The 20,698-nt window shown below is 71.6% G+C and carries 18 protein-coding genes and 2 rRNA genes (1 of these 20 running past the window's edge); 16 read left to right on the forward strand and 4 right to left on the reverse strand.

Features of this window, described 5'->3' with window-relative positions; all coding sequences use genetic code 11:
• The 11 genes from OHB09_RS18630 to OHB09_RS18680 all read left to right on the forward strand — a co-directional run.
• Positions 1-1,590: ribosomal RNA gene (locus OHB09_RS18630) — 23S ribosomal RNA — on the forward strand (it extends 1,533 nt beyond the left edge of the window).
• Positions 1,591-1,679: 89 nt separating this feature from the next.
• Positions 1,680-1,796: ribosomal RNA gene (gene rrf / locus OHB09_RS18635) — 5S ribosomal RNA — on the forward strand.
• Positions 1,797-1,857: 61 nt separating this feature from the next.
• Positions 1,858-2,502: an HAD family hydrolase gene (locus OHB09_RS18640; RefSeq protein WP_006138965.1), complete on the forward strand. Its 645-nt coding sequence runs from the start codon at positions 1,858-1,860 to the stop codon at positions 2,500-2,502.
• Positions 2,503-2,607: 105 nt separating this feature from the next.
• The gene (locus OHB09_RS18645) at positions 2,608-3,399 is read left to right on the forward strand and encodes a VC0807 family protein (RefSeq protein WP_328922270.1); all 792 of its coding nucleotides are present in this window, start codon (positions 2,608-2,610) and stop codon (positions 3,397-3,399) included.
• A gap of 105 nt (positions 3,400-3,504) precedes the next feature.
• Positions 3,505-4,767 carry an MFS transporter gene (locus OHB09_RS18650; protein ID WP_093593558.1) on the forward strand — a complete coding sequence of 421 codons (1,263 nt, stop codon included), beginning with the start codon at positions 3,505-3,507 and terminating at the stop codon, positions 4,765-4,767.
• A complete protein-coding gene (locus OHB09_RS18655) occupies positions 4,718-5,890 on the forward strand; it encodes an acetoin utilization protein AcuC (RefSeq protein ID WP_006138962.1) in 1,173 nt (390 codons plus the stop codon). Before OHB09_RS18650 ends, OHB09_RS18655 begins: the two co-directional genes overlap by 50 nt.
• A gap of 188 nt (positions 5,891-6,078) precedes the next feature.
• Positions 6,079-6,891: a phosphatase gene (locus OHB09_RS18660; RefSeq protein WP_093593996.1), complete on the forward strand. Its 813-nt coding sequence runs from the start codon at positions 6,079-6,081 to the stop codon at positions 6,889-6,891.
• 130 nt (positions 6,892-7,021) lie between these two features.
• Positions 7,022-7,234 (forward strand): helix-turn-helix domain-containing protein, encoded by a 213-nt coding sequence (locus tag OHB09_RS18665; protein ID WP_006138960.1) that lies wholly within the window; start codon positions 7,022-7,024, stop codon positions 7,232-7,234.
• A 143-nt stretch (positions 7,235-7,377) separates the two neighbouring features.
• Positions 7,378-7,476, forward strand: a complete 99-nt coding sequence (locus tag OHB09_RS18670; protein ID WP_003948845.1) for a 30S ribosomal protein bS22 — start codon at positions 7,378-7,380, stop codon at positions 7,474-7,476.
• Positions 7,477-7,797: 321 nt separating this feature from the next.
• Complete coding sequence (locus OHB09_RS18675; RefSeq protein ID WP_050811117.1) at positions 7,798-8,892, forward strand: NAD-dependent epimerase/dehydratase family protein; 1,095 nt, start codon at positions 7,798-7,800, stop codon at positions 8,890-8,892.
• 43 nt (positions 8,893-8,935) lie between these two features.
• Entirely contained in the window at positions 8,936-10,006 is a 1,071-nt protein-coding gene (locus OHB09_RS18680; protein ID WP_234528034.1) for a lysophospholipid acyltransferase family protein, read from the forward strand.
• Between the two features lie 113 nt (positions 10,007-10,119).
• Here OHB09_RS18680 and OHB09_RS18685 read toward each other — a convergent pair whose 3' ends face one another.
• The 3 genes from OHB09_RS18685 to OHB09_RS18695 form a co-directional block, all read right to left on the reverse strand.
• Positions 10,120-11,367 (reverse strand): DUF5667 domain-containing protein, encoded by a 1,248-nt coding sequence (locus OHB09_RS18685; RefSeq protein WP_093593564.1) that lies wholly within the window; start codon positions 11,365-11,367, stop codon positions 10,120-10,122.
• A 273-nt stretch (positions 11,368-11,640) separates the two neighbouring features.
• Positions 11,641-12,414, reverse strand: a complete 774-nt coding sequence (locus OHB09_RS18690) for an ECF subfamily RNA polymerase sigma factor, BldN family (protein WP_328922271.1) — start codon at positions 12,412-12,414, stop codon at positions 11,641-11,643.
• Positions 12,415-12,721: 307 nt separating this feature from the next.
• The gene (locus tag OHB09_RS18695; RefSeq protein WP_040894418.1) at positions 12,722-13,657 is read right to left on the reverse strand and encodes an HAD family hydrolase; all 936 of its coding nucleotides are present in this window, start codon (positions 13,655-13,657) and stop codon (positions 12,722-12,724) included.
• Between the two features lie 124 nt (positions 13,658-13,781).
• Here OHB09_RS18695 and OHB09_RS18700 point away from each other — a divergent pair, with 124 nt between their 5' ends.
• From OHB09_RS18700 to OHB09_RS18720, 5 genes are all read left to right on the forward strand, one after another.
• Positions 13,782-14,045 carry a glutaredoxin family protein gene (locus OHB09_RS18700; RefSeq protein ID WP_006138954.1) on the forward strand — a complete coding sequence of 88 codons (264 nt, stop codon included), beginning with the start codon at positions 13,782-13,784 and terminating at the stop codon, positions 14,043-14,045.
• Positions 14,046-14,356: 311 nt separating this feature from the next.
• Positions 14,357-15,184, forward strand: coding sequence for a redox-sensing transcriptional repressor Rex (locus OHB09_RS18705; protein WP_006138953.1), 828 nt, complete (start codon positions 14,357-14,359; stop codon positions 15,182-15,184).
• Positions 15,181-17,001, forward strand: a complete 1,821-nt coding sequence (locus OHB09_RS18710) for a glutamyl-tRNA reductase (RefSeq protein ID WP_328728770.1) — start codon at positions 15,181-15,183, stop codon at positions 16,999-17,001. Before OHB09_RS18705 ends, OHB09_RS18710 begins: the two co-directional genes overlap by 4 nt.
• The gene (hemC, locus tag OHB09_RS18715; RefSeq protein WP_328922272.1) at positions 16,998-17,969 is read left to right on the forward strand and encodes a hydroxymethylbilane synthase; all 972 of its coding nucleotides are present in this window, start codon (positions 16,998-17,000) and stop codon (positions 17,967-17,969) included. The genes OHB09_RS18710 and hemC overlap by 4 nt, the downstream gene beginning before the upstream one ends.
• Positions 17,966-19,684, forward strand: a complete 1,719-nt coding sequence (locus OHB09_RS18720; protein ID WP_006138950.1) for a bifunctional uroporphyrinogen-III C-methyltransferase/uroporphyrinogen-III synthase — start codon at positions 17,966-17,968, stop codon at positions 19,682-19,684. The genes hemC and OHB09_RS18720 overlap by 4 nt, the downstream gene beginning before the upstream one ends.
• A gap of 100 nt (positions 19,685-19,784) precedes the next feature.
• On the opposite strand, the gene OHB09_RS18725 is transcribed toward OHB09_RS18720, so the two are convergent.
• Positions 19,785-20,624, reverse strand: coding sequence for an SDR family oxidoreductase (locus OHB09_RS18725; RefSeq protein WP_328923035.1), 840 nt, complete (start codon positions 20,622-20,624; stop codon positions 19,785-19,787).
• Positions 20,625-20,698 lie beyond the last annotated feature (74 nt).

A 20,698-nucleotide genomic window follows, 5' to 3' on the forward strand; every position in this document is an offset into this window, starting at 1 on the left:
CAAACATCGAGCATCGTGATGCTAAGGCCGTGAAACCGCCGGGTGCGTCTTCGGACAATCTCGGAGTGGTGGAGCCGCCGGCCCAAGCGGTTAGTAGGTGAGTGATGGGGTGACGCAGGAAGGTAGTCCATCCCGGGCGGTGGTTGTCCCGGGGTAAGGGTGTAGGCCGGACGGTAGGTAAATCCGCCGTTCATCAAGGCTGAGACCTGATGCCGAGCCGATTGTGGTGAAGTGGATGATCCTATGCTGTCGAGAAAAGCCTCTAGCGAGTTTCATGGCGGCCCGTACCCTAAACCGACTCAGGTGGTCTGGTAGAGAATACCGAGGCGTTCGGGTGAACTATGGTTAAGGAACTCGGCAAAATGCCCCCGTAACTTCGGGAGAAGGGGGCCATGTCTGGTGAGCCGTCTTGCACGGTGAGCTGGGTGTGGCCGCAGAGACCAGCGAGAAGCGACTGTTTACTAAAAACACAGGTCCGTGCGAAGCCGTAAGGCGATGTATACGGACTGACGCCTGCCCGGTGCTGGAACGTTAAGGGGACCGGTTAGTCACTCTTCGGGGTGGCGAAGCTGAGAACTTAAGCGCCAGTAAACGGCGGTGGTAACTATAACCATCCTAAGGTAGCGAAATTCCTTGTCGGGTAAGTTCCGACCTGCACGAATGGCGTAACGACTTCTCGACTGTCTCAACCATAGGCCCGGTGAAATTGCACTACGAGTAAAGATGCTCGTTTCGCGCAGCAGGACGGAAAGACCCCGGGACCTTTACTACAGTTTGATATTGGTGTTCGGTTCGGCTTGTGTAGGATAGCTGGGAGACTGTGAAGCTCGGACGCCAGTTCGGGTGGAGTCGTCGTTGAAATACCAGTCTGGTCGTGCTGGATGTCTAACCTGGGTCCGTGATCCGGATCAGGGACAGTGTCTGATGGGTAGTTTAACTGGGGCGGTTGCCTCCTAAAGGGTAACGGAGGCGCCCAAAGGTTCCCTCAGCCTGGTTGGTAATCAGGTGGTGAGTGTAAGTGCACAAGGGAGCTTGACTGTGAGACCGACGGGTCGAGCAGGGACGAAAGTCGGGACTAGTGATCCGGCGGTGGCTTGTGGAAGCGCCGTCGCTCAACGGATAAAAGGTACCCCGGGGATAACAGGCTGATCTTCCCCAAGAGTCCATATCGACGGGATGGTTTGGCACCTCGATGTCGGCTCGTCGCATCCTGGGGCTGGAGTCGGTCCCAAGGGTTGGGCTGTTCGCCCATTAAAGCGGTACGCGAGCTGGGTTTAGAACGTCGTGAGACAGTTCGGTCCCTATCCGCTGCGCGCGTAGGAGTCTTGAGAAGGGCTGTCCCTAGTACGAGAGGACCGGGACGGACGAACCTCTGGTGTGCCAGTTGTTCTGCCAAGGGCATGGCTGGTTGGCTACGTTCGGGAGGGATAACCGCTGAAAGCATCTAAGCGGGAAGCCTGCTTCGAGATGAGGACTCCCACCCACTTGATGGGGTAAGGCTCCCAGTAGACGACTGGGTTGATAGGCCGGATCTGGAAGCCAGGTAACTGGTGGAGGTGACCGGTACTAATAGGCCGAGGGCTTGTCCTCAGTTGCTCGCGTCCACTGTGTTGGTTCTGAAACCACGAACGATCAGACCGTGTTTTGTTACCGGTTGCTGGTTGTGTGTTTCACAGTGTTTCGGTGGTCATAGCGTAGGGGAAACGCCCGGTTACATTCCGAACCCGGAAGCTAAGCCTTACAGCGCCGATGGTACTGCAGGGGGGACCCTGTGGGAGAGTAGGACACCGCCGAACAAATATTGAGGAAAACCCCGCACCATTTGGTGCGGGGTTTTCTGCGTTTAGGGTGTCCGGTATGCGCTATGACCTCGTCCTCTTCGACAACGACGGTGTCCTCGTCGACAGCGAGCCCCTGTCCAACACCCTTCTCGCCGCCTACCTCACCGAGCTGGGACATCCCACCAGCTACGAGGACTCGTTGCGCGACTACATGGGCGCCGCCCTGCACCGGGTGCACGACCTCGTGGAGGAACGGACCGGGCAGCGGTTGCCGGAGGACTTCGACGACGTCTTCCACGCGCGCGTGTTCGCCGCGTTCGAGCGGGAGTTGCGGCCGGTGGCCGGCGTGGACGCCGTGCTGGGGAAGCTGGCGGCGGACGGGGTGCCGTACTGCGTGGCCTCGTCGGGGAGCCATGAGCGGATCCGTGTGGGGCACCGGGCCGCCGGGCTGGACCGGTGGTTCGAGGAGAGCAGGATCTTCTCCTCGCAGGACGTGGGACGCGGAAAGCCGGCGCCGGATCTGTTCCTGTACGCCGCGGAGCGGATGGGAGTGCCGGTGGAGCGGTGCGCGGTCGTGGAGGACAGCCCGCTCGGGGTGCGGGCGGCCGTGGCGGCCGGGATGGACGTGTACGGGTTCACCGCGATGACGCCGCCCGAGCGACTGGCGGGGGCCACACGACTGTTCGGGGAGATGGGGGAGTTGCTCGACCTGCTGCGATGAGGCGGGGGGTGACCGCGTCCACGGTCGCGGCACTGACATTTGTCATGCGGAGCTCGGGACGAACGTTTCTATCGGCGGAGGGGGCCCCGACGCGAAGCTTTACCCATGACGACGAAGACCGCAGCAGCCCGCCGGAGTCCTCTCGCGAACCTCAAGCCGCTCCTCATCGACGTCGGCCTGCCCATCGGGTCGTACTACCTCCTCAAGGACGCCCTCGGCCTCGGCACGGTCGCCGCGCTGGCCTGGAGCAGCGTCGGCCCGGCCCTGCGCACCGGGTGGAGCGTGGTGAAGAAGCGCGAACTCAACGGGCCGTCGAGCCTGATCCTGCTCGTCAACGTCGCCGGGGTGCTGCTCAGCTTCCTCACCGGTGACCCGCGGCTGATGCTGGCCAAGGACAGCGGCGTGAGCAGCGTGATCGGGATCGGCGTCCTCGTCTCCGTCGCGCTGGGCCGGCCGATGATGACGTCGGCGGTCAAGCCGTGGCTGGTGAAGGGGGACGCGGGGCGGGAGGCCGCCTGGGAGCGGCTGCTGGGCGGGTCGCCGGAGTTCCGGCGGGCCGAGCGGCGGTTCTCGCTGGTGTGGGGTGCGGTGCTGCTCGGCGAGTGCGTGGTGCGGGTGGTCGGGGCGTACACGGTTCCCGTGGACACGATGGTCTGGCTCGGCTCGGTGATCATGGTCGTGAGCATGGTGCTCGGGTTCCTCGTCAGTGGTGCGACGGGTGCCGTGCCGATGGCGCACCTGCTGATCGCCGAGGCGGGCGGCACGGAGTGCGCCGCGGAGTGCGCCGCGGAGTGCGCCGCGGAGCAGGACGCTCCCGCCGCCCCGGCCGTCCTCGCCACGCGCGCCGCCGTCCCGGCCGTCTCCGCGGGGCCGGTCGTCGCGGCCGTCGCCCGGTGACACGCTGCCGGTGACACACCGCGGGAGGAACCGCGCCGGGGCTCGGCGCAGTTCCTCCTCCACCGCATCTACCCACCGGTAGTCCGGGGCCCTACGCTCGCCGCCATGACAGAGATGCTGCGGCGCGGCAGGGCCTCGTTGGCATTCGGCTTCTTCGCCCAGGGCGTCGCCTTCGCGCTGCTCGTCACGCGCATCCCCGCCATCCAGGACCGGTACGGCGTCTCCGACGCGCTGCTGCCGGTCTTCCTCGCCGCGGTGCCGATCCTGGCGGGCGTCGGCAGTGTCACCACCGAGCAGTTGGTGAAGCGGGTGCGGCCCAGCAGGGTGCTGCGGTGGTCGCAGCCGGTGGTGCTGCTGGCGCTGGTCGGGGTGGGCTCGGGGGACCGGATGCCCGTGCTGGGCCTCGCGCTCGCCGTGTTCGGTCTGTCCGTCGGGGCGCTGGACGCGTCGATGAACATGCTCGGGGTGAGCCTGCAACGGGCGTACGGGCGGAGCATCATGCTCGGTTTCCACGCTTCGTACAGCCTGGGCGGCATCCTCGGTGCCTCGCTGGCGTGGGCGGGGGCGCACTGGCATCTCGCACTGTGGGTCTCGTACGCGCCCGTGGTGCTCGTGCTGCTGCCGGCGGTGTTCGTGGGCAGCCGGTGGTACGTCGACGGGGGCGGGAGCGAGCCGGGAGAGGGCGAGCGGGAGGAGGCGCCGGAGGCGGCCCCGGAGGCCGGGGCCGGGAGCGGGCCGCTCGTCTTCCGGATGCTGCTGCCCTTCTGCCTGGTGATGACCTTCGCGTACATCGGGGACTCGACGGTCTCCAACTGGAGCGCGAAGTACCTCCAGGACGTCCTCGGCAGCAGCGAGCAGCTCGCGACCGTCCCTTACAACGTGTACATGGTGACGACCCTGGTGGGCCGCTCGCTCGGGGACCTCGGGGTGCGCAGGCTCGGTGCCGCGACGGTCGTGCGGCTGGGGGCGGTGACGGCGGCGGTGGGGTTCGCGGTGGTGGCCGCGGCGCCGGGGGCCTGGGTGGGGATGCTGGGGTTCACGCTGCTGGGGCTCGGGTTGTGCGTGCTGGTGCCGGGGACGTTCGCGGCGGCGGGGCGGCGGGCCTTCGAGCAGGGTGGGGCGGGGGCCTCGGACACGGCGATCGCGCGGCTCAACGTGTTCAACTACGTCGGTTTCCTGATCGGGTCGCCGTTGGTCGGAGCGCTGGGGGACGCGTGGAGCTACCGCGGTGCCATGTGCGTGCCGATGGTGCTCGTGCTGGCGACGCTGGGATACGCCCGCTCGTTCGCGCCGCGGGCGGCCGGATACGGTGACGGGCATGAGCGGGCGCGCACGGCTGATGTGGGACGAGCGGGTAACGGGCTATGACTTCGGGCCGGACCATCCGATGGATCCGGTCCGGCTGGCGCTGACCAAGGACCTGGTGGACGCCCTCGGGCTCGACCGGCACGTCGACGTGGTCGCGGCCCGGGCCGCCGGGGAGTCGACGCTGCGGCTCGTGCACCGCGAGGACTACGTGGCGGCGGTGCGGGCGGCGTCCGCGGATCCGGCCGCGGCGGACACGAAGTACGGGCTCGGCACGCTGGACGATCCCGCGTTCGCCGGGATGCACGAGGCGTCGGCGCTGATCGCGGGGCAGTCGGTGGGCGCGGCGGAGGCGGTGTGGCGGGGCGAGGCGCTGCACGCGGTCAACTTCTCGGGCGGGCTGCACCATGCGATGCCGGCCGCGGCGTCCGGGTTCTGCGTGTACAACGACGCGGCGCTCGCCGTCGCACGGCTGCTCGAGCTGGGTGCGGAGCGGGTCGTGTACGTGGACGTCGACGTGCATCACGGGGACGGGGTGCAGGCGGCGTTCTGGGAGGACCCGCGGGTGCTGACGATCTCGCTGCACGAGCATCCGCGGACCCTGTTCCCGCAGACCGGGTGGCCGGAGGAGACCGGGGCCCCGGGGGCGGAGGGCTCGGCGGTGAACGTGGCGCTGCCGGCCGGGACGGGGGACGCGGGCTGGCTGCGGGCCTTCCACGCGGTGGTGCCGGAGCTGGTGGCGGAGTTCCGGCCGCAGGTGCTGGTCTCGCAGCACGGGGCGGACACGCACTTCGAGGATCCGCTGGCGCATCTCGCGGTGTCGCTGGACGCGCAGCGGGCGGTGCAGCTCGCCTGCCACGAACTGGCGCACCGTCACGCGGACGGGCGCTGGGTGGCGCTGGGCGGGGGCGGTTACGCGGTCGTGGAGGTGGTGCCACGGTCCTGGACGCATCTCGTGGGCATCGCGGCGGGGCACGAGATCGCGCCGGAGACGGTGATCCCCGAGGGGTGGCGGCAGCGGGTGTACGCGCGGACGCGGCAGCTCGGTCCGGGGCGGATGACGGACGGGCGGTGGCCGGTGGCCCACGCGGACTGGGAGGCGGGCTACGACCCCGCGGACCGGCTGGACCAGGCGGTGCGGGCGACGCGGCGGGCGGCGTTCCCCCTGCGAGGGCTCCTGCCGTGAGGTTCGCGCTGCGCGGGGCTCCTGCCGTGAGGGGTGTGCTGTGCGGGGGGCCTGCCGTCAGGGGGATGCCGAGTCGGGTTCCCGCCGTCAGGGGCGTGCTCCTGCCGTAGGGGGCCGGCCGGCGTCGTGTGCGGGACGTCGGAGAGCGCCTCCCGCGGGGCGCCGGAGCCGTAACATTCCGTGGCGTGGTGCTTACCAGGGAGCTGCGGGCCCATCTGTTGCGCACGGGGCTCGCCGGGGTGGTGGGGACGCCGCGGGAGGTGAGTCTGCGCAGTTACCGACTCTTCGGCCTGCGCGATCCACGGGTGACGATCGGTGTCGATCCCGAAGGGGTATGGGACGAACGCGACGTGCTGCGGCTCATGGCCGAGAGGTGCGGTGTCTCGGACGATCCCCGGTGCACCTCCGGTCAGGATGTGATCGACCCCGGTCGTACCGTTCTCGCGCTGCACGCCTTCGCGGCCCGGCTGGCGCGGGCCGCGCGGCACCGGGAACCCGTGCTGCTCGGTACCGGTCACCCGCACCGGCTCCTGGGTTTCTACGTCGCGCTCGCAGACGCCTTGTCGACGGCGGGATGTGCCGTCCTCACCCCGGCGCAGGGTCGCTGTGTCGACATAACGACCCGGTTCGGTCTACGCACCCACCGTCTCGCGTACGTACGGGGAGTCGGGTGCGTCCGTGACCCCGCCGCCGAAGCCGCCGGTTGTGAGCCCGGCGCGCACACGCACTCCCCGCTGCCCGTCCGGCTGGCCCTGGCGGCGGCCGCGGAGGGCGGCGGGCCGCTCCCCGGGCTCGTGATCGGCGACCACGGGTGGATCTGCGGCGCAGGTCAGCTGGGGTTCGAGGCGGTCGGACCGGCGGACGTGAACGATCCCGCGCCCTTCGTGGGGCAGGCGGAGGGGCGCGTGTCCGTCGTCGTGCCCCTCGATGACGCTGCGCGGTCCTCTTACTACCGGCCGCTTACTCGCTATGTACTCAATCGAGCGTGTCTGTCACAGTAGGCCGCCGGGGAGATCCCCCTCTTCCCCACTTGCATCACCCGCCCCTAGTCTGGGGAGTGAGCACGCAACGACGAAGAGTCACCGGAAGGGGAAGCCGGTGGCCGTCGAGTGCGGAAGGTTCAGGTGTGTCATGGCTGCTGCTGGCGAGAGGCCTCTGAACGAGGTTCAGTTCCTGACCGTGGCGGAAGTCGCCGCGGTGATGCGAGTGTCGAAGATGACCGTGTACCGCTTGGTGCACAGCGGTCATCTGCCGGCGATCCGGGTGGGCAGGTCCTTCCGGGTGCCGGAGCAGGCGGTGCACGAGTACCTCAAGGACAGCTACGTGGGGGTGGAGACGGCCTGACCGAGGAGGCGACCGGACCGTCACAGGCCCCTCGGAACCCTCGATTACAAGCTCGGCGCCCGGGGCGGGTAGGCTGGCCCCTCGTAGGTCGTATGGGCCCATGGCGCCCAGCACCGAGTGATGAGAAGTGAGCGAGGGTAGTCGTGGGCTCTGTTATCAAGAAGCGGCGCAAGCGGATGGCCAAGAAGAAGCACCGCAAGCTGCTGAAGCGCACGCGAGTGCAGCGCCGCAACAAGAAGTAGCCGCGCGGTAGTGCACGGCATGCGGTAACGCACGCGACGCGTCGCGGCGTGTTCTGTGGCCCCCCGTCCTTCCGAGGACGGGGGGCCACAGCCGTCTCCGTACGGTGCCCGGTGGCTCCTCGGGCGGCCGGATCCGGTGGTTGGGCGTGACAGCGCCCGCCCGGTTCTGATCGGATGACCGGGAGCGGATGCGGGCGTGTGCCGGTGTCCGCGGGAACGTGCGGGTTACCGTGCGGGAAGGTACCGCCGCGTGTTCGGGGGTACCGGGAGGCGCACGGCGGCGTGCCGGGGCCGAGGGCGGCGGAAGGGAAGGCACTGGTCTTGGGAAAGGTCGTGCTGGTGACCGGGGTGGCCCGTCCGCTGGCGGGCAGGTTCGTGCGGCGCCTCGGGCGGGACCCCGACGTCGACCGGGTCGTCGCCGTGGACGCCGTCGAGCCCGAGCACGACCTGGGCGACGCGGAGTTCGTGCGGGCCGACATCAGGCAGCCGACCATCGCCCGGGTGCTCGCGCAGACCGCCGCCGACACGGTCGTCCACATGGACGTCAGCGGCACCCCGCTGGGCAGCGGCAGCCGGGCCTCGGTCAAGGAGACCAACGTCATCGGCACGATGCAGCTCCTCGGCGCCTGCCAGAAGTCGCCGAAGGTCAGGCGGCTGGTCGTGAAGTCCAGCACCAATGTCTACGGTTCGGCCCCCCGCGACCCGGCGGTCTTCACCGAGACGACGCCGCCGAAGTCGCTGCCCAGCGGCGGCTTCGCCAAGGACACCGTCGAGGTCGAGGGCTATGTCCGCGGGTTCGCCCGGCGGCGTCCCGACGTGGCCGTGTGCGTGCTGCGCTTCGCCAACATCCTGGGGCCCAGCGGGGATTCTCCGCTCGCCTCGTACTTCTCGCTGCCCGTGCTGCCGACCGTGTTCGGATACGACCCGCGGCTGCAGTTCGTGCACGAGGACGACGTGATCGAGGCCCTGTGGCTCGGCTCCGCCGAGGAGCGGCGGGCCACGCTCAACAGCGGCACCTTCAACATCGCGGGCGAGGGGGTGCTGCTGCTCTCGCAGTGCGCCCGGCGGCTGGGCCGGCCCACCGTGCCGCTGCCGCTGCCCGCCGTCACCTGGGCCGGTTCCGCCTTCCGTACGCTGGGCATGACGGACTTCTCGCCCGAGCAGATCCGCCTGCTGACCCACGGCCGGGTGGTGGCGACGGACCAGATGCGCGACACGCTGGGCTTCGTGCCCGCCCACACGACCGCCGGGACCTTCGAGGACTTCGCGCGCGGCCTGGGACCCGGGCTGCTCCCGCCGGAGGCCGTGGCGGGCGCCGTCGACCGGATCGCCGCACTGCCCGTGCCGGGCGGCACCCGGTCCCCGCACCCGTCCCCGGCGGGCCCACCGGCGCCCGGCGCCGGGGACGCCCACTGACGCAGAGCGCCCAGCAGAGCGCGAACCGAGGAGCGCAGCAACGATGGCGGACGCCAAGGTCATTCCGTTCGACGACGACCGGTCCCGCGGACCCGCCTCGCACCGCCCGCCGCGGCGACGGAGCGGGGCCGGCCGGCGCGGCGGCGAACCGGCGGCGGGCGACCGCGGGGTCAAGGCCGTGCCCGACGGCGCCCCGGCACACGAGGACGACTCGGCCGAGGCGCAGACGGAGGCGATGGACGCGGCCGGGCCGGGCGGGGGCGAGGGCCGGGGCGACGGCCTGGAGCGGCGCATCGCCGGCGGGCTCGCCTTCCTGCGGCGCCGGCTGACCGGTGACTACGAGGTCGACGACTTCGGCTACGACGAGGAACTCACCGACCAGGTCCTGATGTCGCTGCTGCGGCCGCTGTACGAGAAGTACTTCCGGGTCGAGGTGAAGGGCATCGAGAACATCCCGGCGGAGGGCGGGGCGCTCATCGTCGCCAACCACTCCGGGACGCTGCCGATGGACGGCCTGATGATGCAGGTCGCCGTCCACGACCATCATCCGGCGGGCCGTCATCTGCGGCTGCTCGCGGCCGACCTGGTGTTCGTGCTGCCGGTGGTCAACGAACTGGCCCGCAAGCTCGGCCACACCCTCGCCTGCGCCGAGGACGCGGCCCGGCTGCTGGAGCAGGGGGAACTGGTCGGGGTGATGCCGGAGGGGTTCAAGGGGCTCGGCAAGCCCTTCGGCGACCGGTACAAGCTGCAGCGCTTCGGCCGCGGCGGCTTCGTCTCGACGGCGCTGAAGCACGGCACGCCGATCATCCCCTGCTCGGTCGTCGGGGCCGAGGAGATCTATCCGATGATCGGCAACTCCAGGACGCTGGCGCGGCTGCTGGGCTTCCCGTACTTCCCGCTGACGCCGACGTTCCCGTGGCTGGGACCGCTGGGCGCGGTGCCGCTGCCGACGAAGTGGACGATCCAGTTCGGCGAGCCGATCCCCACGGACGGCTACCCGCCGGAGGCGGCCGAGGACCCGATGCTGATGTTCAACCTGACCGACCAGGTCAGGGAACAGATCCAGCACACGCTGTACAAGCTGCTGGTGCAGCGGCGCTCGGTCTTCTTCTGACCGAGTGCCGCGGGCCGTGCGGGCGGCGCCGCGTGCGGACGCGTACGGGGGGCGCCCCCGTCACCAAGGGCGCCCCCGTACGCGTGCGGCTTCCCGCTCTGCCCGCTCGGCTCCTACTCGGCGTCCTCCGTGTCGATGCCGAGGCCCGGCAGCAGGCCCGGGAGGAGCGGCGGGAGGGTGACGTCGGGCTCCATGGTCGGGTTCTTGCTGCTGCCGCCGCCCGTCGACGGGCCGGCGCCGGCGCTGCGCGAGGGCGGGTCGAGCAGGCCGCCGGTGCTGCCGCCGAGCAGGCCCTCCTCGCGGCCGTGGGAGGCGGAGGGCTCGGGCTTGTGGGCGGTGCCACCGCGGTGGCTGCCCGGGGAGCTGCTCCGGCCGGTGCCGGATTCCGGGTGGTCGCCGCGGGCGGAGCCGGTGGACGGGGCGGGGGCGGAGCCCCGCTCGTCCTCGGTGCCGTCCACCGGCGGGGCCGGGGGCAGGAGCGACTGGAGCGGTGCGACCTCGTCGTTTATGGCGGCGAAGACCTCCGAGACCTCGCTCGCCACGTCCCCGAGCTGCACCGGCAGCCGCCTGCTCAGCTCGCTCCAGGCCTCGCGGTGGGAGCGGGAGAAGGCGGAGAGGGTCCTGATGGGGCCCAGGGAATCGGGGTCCTGCGCATAGGCCTCGTGCAGCAGGCGGTGCCCTTCGGAGGCGTCGTGCCGCATGCCGTTGAGGGCGCGGCGGACCTCGCTCAGGGATTCGTGGTCCAGCGGGCCCGAGCGGTCGCGCTCCATCAGCCGGCGCGCCTCGCTCAGCCGGGTGGAGGCCTGGTCGAGGTAGAGGCGGCCGCGGTCGGAGTCGCCGTCGGCGAGGTTGAGCCGGACGTCCTCGATGCCGCGTTTGAGGCCGTAGAGCGAATCCCCGGGCAGGGCGTCCGTGCTGGCGGCGGCGACGCCGCCGAAGGACGCGGCGGCCACCCCGAGGCCGAGTCCGCCTGCGGTCAGGCCCTTGGCCAGCCGGGTGCGCGGACGCAGTTTCGCCAGGGGGCTCGCCCGGTGCGCGCCGCGTTCGCGGGCGTCGCGCTGCTCGGGAACCGCGGGATCCGGCGCCTCGCCCCCGGCCGTTCCCTCGCGCAGCATGGCCTCCATCGCGGCCACGAGCTGTGCGCGCTGCACGACCTTGACCTCGGGGTCGAGCTGGGGTTTGGGCAGCTCGCCGAGGCCCGCGGCGAGGGCGAGCAGACGCTGTTGCCCGGTGCCCTCCTCCGTGCTCGGAGCCGTGTCCGGAAGGTCGGGCTGCTCGGCCGCCGGGCCCCGGTCGGTCAGCTCCTCCAGGGCCTGGGCGAAGGCGTTCGCCCGCCGGTGCGCCGATACGTTCGCGATCACTGGCGGCACCTCCTCTCGTCATGACGGTCGACTCCCCAGGGGGTCCTGAGGGTTGCACACCTCCGACCACTTGCACACGAAAGGGTGAGCAGAGTCGGCAAGGTGTGACCACAGGGAGCCTGTATCCCGCACAACGAGCGGCTTGGCACTTGGGTTACGGACGGCGGGCGATCCGGCCGTACGGCCAACGGGCCGTCGACGGAAGGTGAGTTGAGGTGACGCTCGGTCAGCGGGCGTCAACCGGCGTACGGGGGGCTGTGGATCGGGGCGGGGTCAGCGGGCGTCTTCGGGCAGCAGTCGGGCGAGGGTGCGCACGGCGCGGTACTGCAGGGTCTTGATCGCCCCCTCGTTCTTGCCCATGACCCGGGCGGTCTCGGCGACGGACAGGCCCTGGAGGAACCGGAGCGTGACGCACTCCTGCTGCTGGGGGTTGAGCCTGCGGACGGCGTCGAGGAGGGCGGCGTTGGAGAGGTGCTCCAGGACGGAGTCCTCGGGGGAGCGCTCGACCTCGTTGGCGTCGAGCATCTCGCCGGTGGTGACCTCCAGCCGGAAGCGGCTGGACTTGAAGTGGTCGGCGACGAGGTTGCGGGCGATCGTGACGAGCCAGGCGCCGAAGTCGCGGCCCTGCCAGGTGAAGGTGCCGATCCGGCGCAGCGCGCGCAGAAAGGTCTCGCTGGTGAGGTCCTCGGCCGTGGCCTTGCTGTTCACGCGGTAGTAGATGTAGCGGTGGACGGTGTCGCTGTACTGGTCGTACAGGCGCCCGAATGCTTCGGCCTCGCCGGCCTGAGCGCGTTCGACGAGGTCCATCATGCGGGCGCTGTCACTGTCCGCCGCGGGACGGCGGGCGGTCGTGGCGGGGCCCGGTCGGCCGCGTCTTCCACCGACCGCGGCGCTGCCGTCGGCCAGTGCGTAGCACGGGCCGAGGGGCGCGGCGGCGGCGAAGGCGGGGACGGCGTACGCGGTGGGGACGAGACCGCGCAGCAGGTCGTGGACCGTAGCGCGGAGCGTAGCCAGGCCCGAGGCGTCAACCCCGACGTGTGGGTACACGGGACTCCCAGAGGCAGAGCTTCCATCACGTGCAGTACGGAACCATTCACCCGTCGTAGCGACGGAGGGGTGCCGGATTGCGTCTGAGGAGAATAACGCTTCGTACAGGCTGCGCTACGCCCAGTTGCTCAAATCGTCGATTACGTCGCTTCTGTTGCGCTTCCGTACGCGTTTGCGTATCGCCGACTGAGCGTTTGATGACCGCTCGGCTTCGGGTTCCGCTCACGTCCGACGTGTTGGCGGGCGCCCGGAGGCCGCTGTGCGACGGGTGTTCCCGTGCGGGGCCGGGGCGGGGGCGCGCGAGGAGCTAGCGGCGCCGGCGGGTCAGCGCGATCGCGGCGGCCGTGCCGCCCGCCACGGCGCCGACGCCCGCCGCCGCGGGGATGCCGACCTTCGCCGCCTTGCGCCCGGTGCGGTAGTCCCGCAGGCGCCAGTCGAGCCGGCGCGCGTGCTTGCGCAGCTTGGCGTCGGGGTTGATCGCGTACGGGTGCCCGACGAGGGAGAGCATCGGGATGTCGTTGTGGCTGTCGCTGTAGGCGGCGCAGCGGGACAGGTCCAGGCCCTCCGCCGCGGCCAGCGCTCGCACGGCCTCCGCCTTCGCCGGGCCGTGCAGCGGTTCGCCGACGAGGCGGCCGGTGTAGACGCCGTCGACGGACTCGGCGACCGTGCCCAGCGCGCCGGTCAGACCGAGCCGGCGGGCGATCACCGTGGCGATCTCCACGGGGGCGGCGGTGACGAGCCACACCTTCTGTCCGGCGTCGAGGTGCGCCTGGGCCAGCGCGCGGGTGCCGGGCCAGATGCGCTCGGCCATGTACTCGTCGTAGATCTCCTCGCCGATCGACTGCAGCTCGGCGACGCGGTGGCCCTTGACGATGGAGAGCGCGGAGTCGCGGGCCTCCTGCATGTGCTCGGGGTCCTCGACGCCGGCCAGCCGGAACCAGGCCTGCTGCCAGGCGAAGCGGGCGAGTTCGCGGGTGTCGAAGAACTTCCGCTTGTACAGGCCCCGCCCGAAGTGGAAGAGGGCGGCGCCCTGCATGACGGTGTTGTCCAGGTCGAAGAAGGCGGCGGCCCGGTCGTCGCCGAGGACGGGGAACTCGGGTTCCGGTTCCTCGTGGTCGGGCGCGGCCGGGGTGGTGGCGTCCTGGGACGTCTTGCGCGCGGCCTCCGCCGAGGCCTCGCCTGCCAGCACGCTCCGCGCGGTGGCGGAGCGCCTACGGGGGGTGAGCCATCCGAGAGCGGCCATGCGGTGAGCATAGCCAGTTCCCCCGGGCGTTCCGTGCCGTGGCGGTTGCCGGGTCGTGAACGTCGCGGGCGCCCGCCCTCGCGGGGACGGGGGAGGGGGGCGGGCGCGGGGGAGAATGGGCCGCATGAGTCCGCTGCTGCGCCGCGCGTCCCGCCCCCGTCTCGTCACCCTCGTGCGCAAGCCCGGCTGCCATCTGTGCGACGACGCCGAGGCCGTCGTCTCCCGGGTGTGCGCCGACCTCGGCGTTTCCTGGGAACACAAGGACATCACCGAGGACGAGGAGCTCAACCGCCGCTACTGGGAGCAGATCCCCGTCGTGCTGATCGACGGGGAACAGCACACCTTCTGGCGGGTGGACGAGAATCGCCTCCGCAAAGCCCTGCGGTGACCGGCCGCACTCCCGGGCCTGACCGACCAGTCCAATAAACGGCCCCGGTCGCTTAGGATCGAAGGCGTTCGTGTCTCGGGGGGCGGGATCGTCGAGGAGAGTGTGCGGTTTTGCCCCCTGGAGGAGAGGAACACGTGTGCACCCGCGCCGGTTCCAGCCGAGGCCGCCGAAGCTGCGTGAGCCCGGTCACGTTGGCCGGGCAAATCGGACACCATCTTTGTGCACGCGTTCACAAAGACATAGCCTGCATTCGACGGGGCGGTCCGGGGACACACGACCGCCTGCAGCCCCGCTCTACCCGCAGGAGCACCGTGGCAACTGGCCGAACTCACCGACCGGCGACCCGCAGCCGAGGAATTCCCGAGGCCACCGTCGCCCGTCTTCCGCTGTACCTCCGAGCCCTCACCGCACTGTCGGAACGCTCGGTACCCACGGTCTCCTCGGAGGAGCTCGCGGCCGCGGCGGGAGTCAACTCCGCCAAGCTGCGCAAGGACTTCTCCTACCTCGGTTCCTACGGCACCCGGGGCGTGGGCTACGACGTCGAGTACCTCGTCTACCAGATCTCCCGTGAGCTGGGCCTGACGCAGGACTGGCCGGTCGTCATCGTCGGCATCGGCAACCTCGGCGCCGCGCTCGCCAACTACGGCGGCTTCGCCTCCCGCGGCTTCCGGGTCGCCGCGCTGATAGACGCCGACCCCGCGCTGACCGGCAGGACGGTGGCGGGCATCGCGGTGCAGCACACGGACGAACTCGAGAAGATCATCGACGACAACGGCGTGTCGATCGGCGTCATCGCCACTCCCGCCGGTGCCGCCCAGCAGGTGTGCGAGCGGCTGGTCGCCGCCGGTGTCACCTCCATCCTGAACTTCGCGCCGACCGTGCTGTCCGTCCCCGACGGCGTCGACGTGCGCAAGGTCGACCTCTCCATCGAGCTGCAGATCCTCGCCTTCCACGAGCAGCGCAAGGCGAGCGAGGAGAACCCGGGCGCCGGCATCGACGGCTCCCTCCCGGCCGCCGAGGAGCCTCCGGTCGTCGCCAAGCGCGCCGCCCGGAACCAGACCCCGGCCGCCGGTGCCGAGCGGTCCGCCTCCCCCGACCAGGGGCCCGACGGGGACGTCCCCGCCGTGATGCCGGCATGAGTCTCCTCGTCGTCGGACTGAGCCACCGCAGCGCCCCCGTCAGCGTCCTGGAGCGCGCCGCTCTCGGCGCGGACGCCCAGGCCAAGCTGCTCACGGACACGGTCGCCGCCGAACCGGCCACCGAGGCCGCGGTGCTCGCCACCTGCAACCGCATCGAGCTCTACGCCGACGTGGACAAGTTCCACGCGGGCGTCGCCGAACTGTCCACGCTGCTCGCCCAGCACAGCGGGGTCGGCCTGGACGAGCTCACTCCTTATCTTTATGTGCACTACGAGGACCGCGCCGTCCACCACCTGTTCTCGGTGGCCTGCGGGCTGGACTCGATGGTCGTGGGCGAGGGGCAGATCCTCGGCCAGATCAAGGACTCCCTCGCCACCGCGCAGGAGCTGCACACCGCGGGACGGCTGCTGAACGACCTGTTCCAGCAGGCCCTGCGGGTCGGCAAGCGCGCCCACTCCGAGACCGGCATCGACCGCGCCGGGCAGTCCCTGGTCACCTTCGGCCTGGAACAGCTCGCCGCCGGTGCCCCGGTGGAGGGCTGGGCCCGCGGCAAGCGCGCCCTGGTGATCGGCGCCGGCTCCATGTCCTCGCTGGCGGCGGCGACGCTCGCCCGGGTCGGCGTGGCCGAGGTCGTGATCGCCAACCGCACGCAGGAGCGGGCCGAGCGGCTGGCGCGGATACTCACCGAGGGTGACGACACGGACGTCGCCGCGAGGGCCGTCCCGATGGAAACGGTCCCTGACGAGCTGACACGTGCCGACGTCGCGGTGTCCTGCACGGGCGCTACCGGCCTGGTGCTGACCGCCCAGGACATCGCCGCCGCCGTCGAGGGCCGCCTCCCCGCGCCGCGCGTCCCGGCCCCCGCGCCCGCGAGCGGACCGCGCGCGCACGGCGAGCGTCCCACCGACGCGGCCGGGGACGAGAACTGCCCGCTGGACCTTTCCGCGATGCCCGGCGCGACCAGCGGATTCTCCGTCGCGGGCGAGGCCGCCGTGGCCGGCATGGACGCCGCGACGCTGGAGCAGCACGCCGTCTGGGTCGACAAGGGCACCGACACCGCCGACCGCCGCGAGGGCGGCCGCCGCGCGCCGGCCCTCGAGGAGGACGCCGAGCTGATCGCCGCGCTTGCCGCCACCGCGGCCGCCGTCGGACGCATCCCCGAGCGCCGCCTGCCCGAGCCGGTGGCCGAGGTCCCGCGCCCCGCGCCCGCGCTCTCGCTGCTCGACCTGGCGATGCCCAGGGACGTGGACGCGGCTGCGCACCGGCTGCTCGGTGTGCGCCTGGTCGACCTGGAGTCGCTGGCCGAGGCCTCCGCGGACGCGCCGATGGCCGCCGACGTCGAGCAGGTCCGCCGGATCGTCTCCGACGAGGTGGCGGCGTTCGGCGCCGCCCAGCGGGCCGCGCACATCACCCCGACGGTCGTCGCGCTGCGTACGATGGCTGCCGACGTGGTCGCGAGCGAGATCGCCCGGCTCGACGGACGCCTGCCGGACCTCGACGAGAAGCAGCGCGGCGAGATCACCCAGACCGTGCGGCGCGTCGTCGACAAACTGCTGCACGCCCCGACCGTACGGGTCAAGCAGCTGGCCGCCGAGCCCGGCGGCGCCGGGTACGCGGACGCGTTGCGCACCCTGTTCGACCTGGACCCCGAGACGGTCGCCCGGGTCTCCCGGGCGGACGGAGCGGACCGGCCCCCGGCCGACGCGGTCGGCGCCCTGAGCGGCGCGGGGATCACGAGCACGGCCGCCGAGGGCGCGCGGAGCGGCACCAGCACCATGAACAACACCGAGAACGCCAAGAACCGAGGGCGAGCATGACTGAGCAGGCACTGAGGCTGGGGACCAGGCGCAGCAAGCTGGCCATGGCCCAGTCCGGACAGGTGGCCGATGCGGTCGGTGAGGTGACCGGACGGCCCGTCGAGCTCGTGGAGATCACGACGTACGGGGACACCTCGCGCGAGCACCTGGCGCAGATCGGCGGCACCGGCGTGTTCGTCGCCGCGCTGCGCGAGGCGCTGCTGCGCGGGGAGGTCGACCTCGCCGTGCACTCGCTCAAGGACCTGCCGACCACGCAGCCCGAAGAGCTGACGCTGGCCGCCGTGCCCCTGCGTGAGGACCCGCGGGACGTGCTGATCGCCCGGGACGGGCTGGCCTTCGCCGACCTGCCGGAGGGCGCGCGCGTCGGCACCGGCTCGCCGCGCCGCATGGCACAGCTCAACGCGTACGCCCGCGACCACGGGACGTGCATCGAGACGGTGCCGATCCGCGGCAACATCGACACCCGCATCGGATACGTCCGCAAGGGCGAGCTGGACGCGGTGGTGCTGGCCGCCGCCGGGCTCAACCGGATCGGCAGGACCTCCGAGGTGACCGACTTCCTGTCGGTCGACACCGTGCTTCCGGCCCCCGGCCAGGGGGCCCTGGCGGTCGAGTGCCGGACGGCGGGCAACCCCGCCGACGCCGCACTCGCCGCCGCGCTCGCGCAGCTCGACGACCCGTTCACCCGGGCCGCCGTCACCGCCGAGCGAGCCCTGCTCGCCGCTCTGGAGGCCGGCTGCAGCGCACCCGTGGGTGCGCTGGCCGACCTTCTGAACGACGGGCAGATTGACAAGGAAATGCGCCTGCGCGGCGTCGTCGGCACCACCGACGGCTCGACGCTGGTGCAGCTGTCCACCACCGGTCCCGTGCCCGAGACGCACGACCAGGCAATGGCGCTCGGTCGCGAACTCGCTGCCGAGATGCTGGCCAAGGGCGCGGCCGGTCTGATGGGGGAGCGAGCACAGTGAGCCCCACCAACCTTCCCGTCGGCCACGGATCCGGGCACGTCACCTTCCTGGGTGCCGGCCCCGGTGACCCGGGGCTGCTGACACTGCGCGCCGTGGAGGCGCTGGCGCACGCGGACGTCCTCGTCGCCGAGCCGGACGTGCTCGACGTCGTACGTGTGCACGCCCCGCCGGGCGTCACCGTGCTGTCCGCGGACGCGGACGCACCGGGGGCCTCCGCGGGCCTCGCGGGCACGGGCACGCCTCAACTGGCAGTCGTTGACGAGGCGTCAACAACCGCCGTCCTCCCCGCATCCAGGGATGCCGCCAATCTTGTCATGCAGGCCGCGCGGGGCGGCAGGCGGGTCGTGCGTGCGGTGACCGGGGACCCCGGGCTCGACACGTGCGCCGCCGAGGAGATGCTCGCCTGCGCCGCCGCGGGCGTGACCTTCGAGGTGGTGCCCGGCATCGCGACCGCCGTCGGCGTGCCCGCGTACGCCGGTGTGCCGCTGCGGGACGCCGAGGGCACGGACGTCCGCTTCGTCGACGCCCGTACCGCCTCCGACCGCTGCTGGAGCGAGGTCGGCGCCTCCGACTGCACGGTGGTCGTCTCCACCACGCTGGACGCGGTGGCCGCCACCGCGGGCGAACTGGTGACCGGGGGCCGCAAGCCGGACACCCCGCTGACCGTGACCGTCGGCGGTACGACGACGCGTCAGCGGACCTGGACCGCCACGCTCGGCACCATCGCCCAGACGCTGAAGCAGGCCAAGGTGCTGCCCTCGCCGGAGGGCGGCCGTCCGGTGATAGCCGTCGTCGGCGAGCGTTCGGCCGCGGCCCAGCGCGAGCGGCTGTCCTGGTTCGAGTCCAAGCCGCTGTTCGGCTGGAAGGTGCTCGTCCCGCGCACCAAGGAGCAGGCGGCCTCGCTCTCCGACCAGCTCCGCTCCTACGGCGCGGTGCCGCACGAGGTCCCGACGATCGCCGTCGAACCGCCGCGCACGCCCCAGCAGATGGAGCGCGCGGTCAAGGGCCTGGTCACGGGCCGCTACGAGTGGATCGCGTTCACCTCGGTCAACGCGGTCAAGGCGGTCAGGGAGAAGTTCGAGGAGTACGGCCTGGACGCGCGCGCCTTCGCGGGCATCAAGGTCGCCGCGGTCGGCGAGCAGACCGCGCAGGCGCTGATCGCCTTCGGCGTGAAGCCGGACCTGGTGCCGAGCGGCGAGCAGTCGGCCGCGGGGCTGCTGGAGGACTGGCCGCCGTACGACCCGGTCTTCGACCCGATCGACCGGGTCTTCCTGCCGCGCGCCGACATCGCCACCGAGACGCTGGTGGCCGGCCTGATCGAACTGGGCTGGGAGGTCGACGACGTCACCGCGTACCGCACGGTGCGTGCCTCGCCGCCGCCCGCGGAGACCCGTGAGGCGATCAAGGGCGGCGGCTTCGACGCGGTCCTGTTCACCTCGTCCTCGACGGTGCGGAACCTGGTCGGCATCGCCGGCAAGCCGCACAACGTCACGGTCATCGCCTGCATCGGTCCGGCGACGGCGAAGACGGCGGAGGAGCACGGGCTGCGGGTGGACGTCATGTCGCCCGAGCCCTCGGTGCAGAAGCTCGCCGAGGCGCTGGCGGACTTCGGCGCCCGCCGTCGCAGTGCGGCGCTGGAGGCGGGCGACCCGGTCACCCGCCCGAGCGAACGCCGTCCGGGCTCGCGCCGGAGACGTACGACGAGCACGACGTAACGGTTCGCTGCGGCGTTCTTCGTACGGCGGTGCCCCCGCACCCGAGTTGGCTCGGGTACGGGGGCACGGTCGTGCTTGGTGGGCTCGGTGCCGTGTGGGCTCAGCGGAACGCCTCGACGTGACGGGCGGCCCAGTCGGCGAAGGTGCGCGGGGCGCGGCCCAGCACCCGCTCGACGTCCGGGCTGACGCGCAGCTCGGCCGGGCTGGGGGAGCCGAGGATGTCCAGGGTGTCCTCGGCCAGCTCCGCCGGCATGGCCCGCCTCAGCCCGGCCCCGGCCTCCTCCCGGGTCAGCTCGTGGAAGGCGACGGGCAGGCCCAGCGCGGTGGCCAGTGCCTCCGTCTGCTGCCGGGGGGTGATCACCTCCGGGCCGGTCAGCTCGTAGGCGCCGCCGGTGTGCCGGTCCTCCAGCAGGCAGGCCGCCGCGACCTCGGCGATGTCCGCCGGGTCGACGAGCGGCACGCCGACGTCGCCGAAGGGCGCGGCGACGACCCGCCGGGTGCGGACCGACTCCGCCCACCACAGGGCGTTGGAGGCGAAGCCGCCCGGCCGCAGGAGGGACCACTCCATGCCGGACTCCCGCAGGGTGTCCTCCAGCGCCCGCATCGCGACCCGGGTGGGACCGAAGGGGCGGGTGACCACCCCCAGCGTGGAGAGCAGGACGACCCGCCGCACCCCGCTGTCGGCGGCCCGGGCGAGGAGACCGGCGTGCTCGGCGCCAGTCGCGTGCAGGTCGCCGGAGAGCAGCAGGAAGAGGGATTTCGCGCCGGTCAGCACGGGCGTGAGGCCGGCCGGGTCGGCGAGGTCGGCCACCACGTGGCGGACGCCGTCCGGCACCGGCGCCGCGTGCCGCGAGACGGCCGTCACCTGTGCGCCCGACGCGGTGAGCGCGCGCGTCAGCGGTCGCCCGATGTTCCCGGTGGCCCCGGTCACCACGATCATGTTCTGCTCCTGGGTCTCGTGCGTGTTCTCGTCGTCTGTGCCTCGCACGCTAGGAGAACGGGCTAACTTTCGGT

The organism is Streptomyces griseoaurantiacus, assembly GCF_036189845.1.
GTDB lineage: Bacteria > Actinomycetota > Actinomycetes > Streptomycetales > Streptomycetaceae > Streptomyces > Streptomyces griseoaurantiacus.

What these genes read in the sequence shown, in the direction of transcription:
- OHB09_RS18665 (WP_006138960.1), top strand. Translation starts at nt 7,022, where the DNA reads ATGGCTGCTGCTGGCGAGAGGCCTCTGAACGAGGTTCAGTTCCTGACC.
- OHB09_RS18640 (WP_006138965.1), top strand. Translation starts at nt 1,858, where the DNA reads ATGCGCTATGACCTCGTCCTCTTCGACAACGACGGTGTCCTCGTCGAC.
- OHB09_RS18655 (WP_006138962.1), top strand. Translation starts at nt 4,718, where the DNA reads ATGAGCGGGCGCGCACGGCTGATGTGGGACGAGCGGGTAACGGGCTAT.
- OHB09_RS18695 (WP_040894418.1), bottom strand. Translation starts at nt 13,657, where the DNA reads ATGGCCGCTCTCGGATGGCTCACCCCCCGTAGGCGCTCCGCCACCGCG.
- OHB09_RS18680 (WP_234528034.1), top strand. Translation starts at nt 8,936, where the DNA reads ATGGCGGACGCCAAGGTCATTCCGTTCGACGACGACCGGTCCCGCGGA.
- OHB09_RS18710 (WP_328728770.1), top strand. Translation starts at nt 15,181, where the DNA reads ATGAGTCTCCTCGTCGTCGGACTGAGCCACCGCAGCGCCCCCGTCAGC.
- OHB09_RS18725 (WP_328923035.1), bottom strand. Translation starts at nt 20,624, where the DNA reads ATGATCGTGGTGACCGGGGCCACCGGGAACATCGGGCGACCGCTGACG.
- OHB09_RS18650 (WP_093593558.1), top strand. Translation starts at nt 3,505, where the DNA reads ATGACAGAGATGCTGCGGCGCGGCAGGGCCTCGTTGGCATTCGGCTTC.
- OHB09_RS18700 (WP_006138954.1), top strand. Translation starts at nt 13,782, where the DNA reads ATGAGTCCGCTGCTGCGCCGCGCGTCCCGCCCCCGTCTCGTCACCCTC.
- OHB09_RS18645 (WP_328922270.1), top strand. Translation starts at nt 2,608, where the DNA reads ATGACGACGAAGACCGCAGCAGCCCGCCGGAGTCCTCTCGCGAACCTC.
- hemC (WP_328922272.1), top strand. Translation starts at nt 16,998, where the DNA reads ATGACTGAGCAGGCACTGAGGCTGGGGACCAGGCGCAGCAAGCTGGCC.